This window comes from Bradyrhizobium genosp. SA-3, from assembly GCF_004212635.1.
Lineage (GTDB): Bacteria > Pseudomonadota > Alphaproteobacteria > Rhizobiales > Xanthobacteraceae > Bradyrhizobium.
Window position 1 is genome coordinate 1 of the sequence record NZ_PSRT01000259.1, and the last position, 5,161, is coordinate 5,161.

Consider the following 5,161-nt stretch of genomic DNA (forward strand, 5'->3'; position numbering starts at 1 on the left):
GCGCAGCAGCAGGTGCCTCAGCGGCCTTGGGCGGTGCAGCCGAGGCGGTCGGCTTCGCGGTGCCCGCGGCCTTCAGGTCCTCGCCCTCGCCGGCCAGCACCGCGATCACGTCGTTGACCGGGACGTCCTGCGTGCCCTCGGGCACCAGGATCTTGGCGATCGTGCCTTCGTCGATCGCCTCGACCTCCATGGTCGCTTTGTCGGTCTCGATCTCGGCGATGACATCGCCGGATTTGACCTTGTCGCCTTCCTTCTTCAGCCACTTGGCGAGGTTGCCCTTCTCCATTGTCGGCGAGAGAGCGGGCATCAGGATGTTGATGGGCATGCTGACCTCACGAAGAACTTCTCAAAACGTCGTCTCCGGAAGCGAAGACGAACAGACCAGGTTTAGTTGCCGATGTCGCCCTGCCACAGGCGCTCATTGGCGGGATTGGAACGCCACGTCTTCATCATGGTGATGGAGCGGTCGTCGGCAAGGTCGATCCAGGGGATGCCGAACTTGTCGAGGATGTCCTTGGAGCCATCGAAGGTGACGGATTCTCCGATCACCACCAGCTTGACCTTGAACAGCGCCAGCGCGCCGGCGCACATCGAGCATGGCGACAGCGTGGTGTACATGACGGTGCCGTGGAACGTGATTGCGCCGGCCTCGCGCAGGCAGCTCATCTCGCCGTGCAGGATCACGTTGTTCTCCTGCACGCGGTTGTTATGGCCGCGGGCGATGATCTTGTTGTCGCGCGTCAGCACGGCGCCGATCGGCAGGCCACCTTGCGCGATCGAGGCTTCCGCCTCGCGGATCGCCTCCAGCATGAAATCGTAGTGATAGGATTCGATCGCCACGTCAGTGCCCCTTGCCGCGTGGCGTCGTCGTGCCGGTGTCGGTGGGACGCTCGATCTCGGCCTGGAACATCTCCAGGATCCGGTCCAGCGCGTCCTCCTCTGTATATTCGCTCTCGCGCGCATAGGCGCGTGCGGCATGGCGGGCGAGATCGACGAGCAGCAGGCCCCACATGTCGGGCTCCTCGAAGGCGCGCTGGAACGCCATCGACAGCCCGCCGTCCAGCACGAACACGCGCAGGATCTCGACCGCGTCCTCGCGGGTCATGACGTCGGGCGGCAGTGGCTGCTCCTTCGGGCCCGCCATGGTCTACCTGTAGCAGACGGCTTTGGCGGCCTCGACGACTTCCGCAGCCGAGGGCAGCGCGAGCTTCTCCAGGTTCGCGGCATAGGGCATCGGCACGTCCTTGCCGGAGACGCGCGCAACCGGCGCATCGAGATAATCGAAGGCGTTCTCCATGATGCGCGCGGCAATCTCGGCGCCGACGCCGCTCTGGGCCCAGCCCTCCTCCACCGTCACTGCCCGGCCGGTCTTCTTGACCGAGTTGATGATGGTCTCGGTATCCATCGGGCGCAGCGTGCGCAGGTCGATCACCTCGGCCTCGATGCCGTCCTTGGCGAGCTCGTCGGCGGCCTTCAGCGCATAGGTCATGCCGTTCGACCAGGAGATGATGGTGACGTGGCCGCCGGAGCGCACGATGCGCGCCTTGCCGATCGGAATCACGAAATCGTCGAGCTTGGGCACTTCGCCGGTGTGACCGTAGAGCACCTCGTTCTCGAGGAAGATCACCGGGTTGGGATCGCGGATCGCGGCCTTGAGCAGACCCTTGGCATCGGCCGCCGAATACGGCGCAACCACCTTGAGACCGGGAATGTGCGAGTACCAGGCCGAATAGTCCTGGCTGTGCTGGGCGGCGACGCGCGCAGCGGCGCCGTTGGGCCCGCGGAACACGATCGAGCAGCCCATCTGTCCGCCGGACATGTAGAGCGTCTTGGCCGCGGAGTTGATGATCTGATCGATCGCCTGCATGGCGAAGTTGAAGGTCATGAACTCGACGATCGGCTTGAGGCCGGTCATCGCGGCACCGACGCCGACGCCGGCAAAACCGTGCTCTGTGATTGGGGTATCGATCACGCGCTTGGCGCCGAACTCCTGGAGCAGGCCCTGGGTGACCTTGTAGGCGCCCTGATATTCGGCGACCTCTTCGCCCATCACGAAGACGTCCGCGTCGCGGCGCATCTCTTCGGCCATGGCGTCGCGCAAGGCTTCGCGGATGGTCTGCGTCACCATCTCGGTGCCGGCGGGCACTTCCGGATCGGGCTCGGCCACGGGCTGCGGCGCGGCTGGCGCGGCCTTGGGCTGAGGCGCTTCGGCCTTTGCAGCGGCGGGCGGAGCGGACTCCGCAGCCTTCTCCTGCTTGGCGGGCGCAGGTACCTTCGCGAGATCGGCGGCGCTCTCGCCGTCGGCGAGGATGGTCGCGATCGGCGTGTTCACCGCAACATCGGCAGTGCCCTCGGGGATCAGGATCTTGCCGAGCGTGCCCTCATCGGTAGCCTCGACCTCCATCGTCGCCTTGTCGGTCTCGATCTCGGCGATGACGTCGCCCGACTTGATCGGCTCGCCCTCTTTCTTCAGCCATTTGGCGAGGTTGCCCTTCTCCATCGTGGGCGACAACGCGGGCATCAGCACTTGAATTGGCATATCGACTCCAAAAGAAAGCTTGCGCGCGTTCAGCGGTAAACGTCGGTCCAGAGCTCGGCGGCATCCGGCTCGGGATCATGTTGGGCGAAATCGGCGGATGCGTTGACGACGTCGCGCACCTCGGCGTCGATCGCCTTCAGATCCTGCTCGGTGACCTTGGCCGCCAAGAGGCGGTTACGCACCTGCTCGATCGGGTCCTGGTCATGGCGGACCTTCTCGACCTCCTCACGCGTGCGATATTTTGCAGGATCGGACATCGAGTGGCCGCGATAGCGGTAGGTCTGCATCTCCAGGATGTAGGGACCCTTGCCGGCACGGCACCAGGCCGCCGCCTCCTCGCCCGCAGCCTTCACGGCGCGGACATCCATGCCATCGACCTGCTTGCCGGGAATGTTGAAGGACGCGCCGCGCTTGGAAAAATCCTGCTGCGCCGAGGCGCGCGAGACCGAGGTGCCCATGGCGTAGCGGTTGTTCTCGATGACAAAGATCACCGGCAGCTTCCAGAGCTCCGCCATGTTGAAGCTCTCATAGACCTGGCCCTGATTGGCCGCGCCGTCGCCGAAATAGGTGACGCTCACATTGCCGTTGCCACGATAGTGATTGGCGAAGGCGAGACCCGTGCCGAGCGAGACCTGCGCGCCGACGATGCCGTGGCCGCCGTAAAAGTGCTTCTCCTTGCTGAACATGTGCATGGAGCCGCCCTTGCCCTTGGAATAGCCGCCGCGGCGACCCGTGAGCTCGGCCATGACGCCGTTGGCCTCCATGCCGGTGGCGAGCATGTGACCGTGATCGCGATAGCCGGTGATGACCTGATCGCCCTCTTTCAGGGCCATCTGCATGCCGACCACCACGGCCTCCTGGCCGATATAGAGGTGGCAGAAGCCGCCGATTGCGCCCATGCCGTAGAGCTGGCCAGCCTTCTCCTCGAAGCGCCGGATCAGAAGCATGTCGCGGAGCGCCTTGAGCTCCTGCTCCCTGGTGAATTCCGGGGGCGAACCGCCGTCGGTCTTGTCCTGTGGAGTGCTTGCGGCGGCTTTCTTGGGTGCGGCCATGGGAATTCCGGGTCAGAGAAAACTTTCGCCCTCTCTAACCCAAGTCAAACACCGTTGGAAAGCACCGCGGCGGCATGGCACGATTTTCATTATGCCGCACTGCAACGTGATCGTAATATTGGAAAATCTTTGGCGCCGATCGGGCAACAAATCGATGCAAAGCTGCCGCACGCGCAGATTCGTGACCGCGTCAAGAAGCGTAGAGGCGACCTGGACCTGACATTCGGAATGGGCGGCGCCGAAACGACGCCGCCCTCTCCGCCTGCCCGATCAGAAGAAGCCGAGCTTCTTCGGGCTGTAGCTGACCAGGAGGTTCTTGGTCTGCTGGTAGTGATCGAGCATCATCTTGTGGGTCTCGCGCCCGACGCCCGACTGCTTGTAGCCGCCGAAGGCCGCATGTGCGGGATAGGCATGGTAGCAGTTGGTCCAGACCCGGCCGGCCTGAATCGCCCGGCCGAAGCGGTAGCAGCGGTTGGCATCGCGGCTCCAGACGCCGGCCCCGAGACCGTAGAGCGTGTCATTGGCGATCGCGAGCGCCTCCTCGTCGGTCTTGAAGGTCGTGACCGAGACCACGGGGCCAAAAATCTCCTCCTGGAAGATCCGCATCTTGTTGTGGCCCTCGAACACGGTCGGCTGCACGTAGAAGCCGCCGGCGAGATCGCCCGCAAGCTCGGCACGACCGCCGCCGGCCAGCACCTTCGCGCCCTCCTGCTTGCCGATGTCGATATAGGAGAGGATCTTGGACAGCTGCTCGCCTGAGGCCTGCGCGCCGATCATGGTGGTGGCGTCGCGCGGATCGCCCTGCTTAATCGCGGCGACGCGCTTCAGCGCCCGCTCCATGAAGCGGTCATAGATATCCGCATGCACCAGCGCCCGGCTCGGACAGGTGCAGACCTCGCCCTGGTTCAGCGCGAACATGACGAAGCCTTCGATCGCCTTGTCAAAGAAGTCGTCGTCCTCGGCGGTGACGTCGTTGAAGAAAATGTTCGGCGACTTGCCGCCGAGCTCCAGCGTGACGGGAATGAGGTTCTGGCTGGCATATTGCATGATCAGCCGGCCCGTCGTGGTCTCGCCGGTGAACGCAATCTTGGCGATGCGCGGGCTGGAGGCCAGCGGCTTGCCGGCTTCCAGGCCAAATCCGTTGACGATGTTGAGGACGCCGGGCGGCAGGATGTCGGCGATGATCTCGGCCCAGACCATGATCGAGGCCGGCGTCTGCTCGGCGGGCTTGAGCACCACGCAATTGCCGGCAGCCAACGCAGGCGCAAGCTTCCAGCAGGCCATCAGCAGCGGGAAGTTCCACGGAATGATCTGGCCGACCACGCCGAGCGGCTCGTGGAAATGATAGGCGATGGTGTCGTGGTCGATCTCGCCGATCGAGCCTTCCTGGGCGCGCACGACGCCGGCGAAGTAGCGGAAGTGATCGATGGCGAGCGGCAGGTCGGCGGCGCGGGTCTCGCGGATCGGCTTGCCATTGTCCCAGGTCTCGGCGATGGCGAGACGCTCGAGATTCTCCTCCATGCGGTCGGCGATCCGGTTGAGGATCGCGGCGCGCTCGGCGACGCTGGTG

General features: G+C 64.5%; 6 protein-coding genes. All 6 read right to left on the reverse strand.

The window, feature by feature from the left end; all coding sequences use genetic code 11:
• Positions 1–325: biotin/lipoyl-containing protein (locus tag CWO91_RS41470; RefSeq protein ID WP_130221067.1), on the reverse strand; the 325-nt coding region annotated here is incomplete at its 3' end.
• Positions 326–387: 62 nt separating this feature from the next.
• Positions 388–840 carry a nucleoside deaminase gene (locus CWO91_RS41475; protein ID WP_130221068.1) on the reverse strand — a complete coding sequence of 151 codons (453 nt, stop codon included), beginning with the start codon at positions 838–840 and terminating at the stop codon, positions 388–390.
• 1 nt (position 841) lies between these two features.
• Positions 842–1,144 (reverse strand): DUF5076 domain-containing protein, encoded by a 303-nt coding sequence (locus CWO91_RS41480; RefSeq protein WP_130221069.1) that lies wholly within the window; start codon positions 1,142–1,144, stop codon positions 842–844.
• A 3-nt stretch (positions 1,145–1,147) separates the two neighbouring features.
• Positions 1,148–2,539: a pyruvate dehydrogenase complex E1 component subunit beta gene (locus CWO91_RS41485; RefSeq protein ID WP_130221070.1), complete on the reverse strand. Its 1,392-nt coding sequence runs from the start codon at positions 2,537–2,539 to the stop codon at positions 1,148–1,150.
• Positions 2,540–2,568: 29 nt separating this feature from the next.
• Positions 2,569–3,591: a pyruvate dehydrogenase (acetyl-transferring) E1 component subunit alpha gene (gene pdhA / locus CWO91_RS41490; protein WP_091885651.1), complete on the reverse strand. Its 1,023-nt coding sequence runs from the start codon at positions 3,589–3,591 to the stop codon at positions 2,569–2,571.
• A gap of 270 nt (positions 3,592–3,861) precedes the next feature.
• The coding region (gene adh, locus CWO91_RS41495; protein ID WP_130221071.1) for an aldehyde dehydrogenase at positions 3,862–5,161 on the reverse strand (1,300 nt) is incomplete at its 5' end.

What these genes read in the sequence shown, in the direction of transcription:
- CWO91_RS41480 (WP_130221069.1), bottom strand. Translation starts at nt 1,144, where the DNA reads ATGGCGGGCCCGAAGGAGCAGCCACTGCCGCCCGACGTCATGACCCGC.
- CWO91_RS41485 (WP_130221070.1), bottom strand. Translation starts at nt 2,539, where the DNA reads ATGCCAATTCAAGTGCTGATGCCCGCGTTGTCGCCCACGATGGAGAAG.
- pdhA (WP_091885651.1), bottom strand. Translation starts at nt 3,591, where the DNA reads ATGGCCGCACCCAAGAAAGCCGCCGCAAGCACTCCACAGGACAAGACC.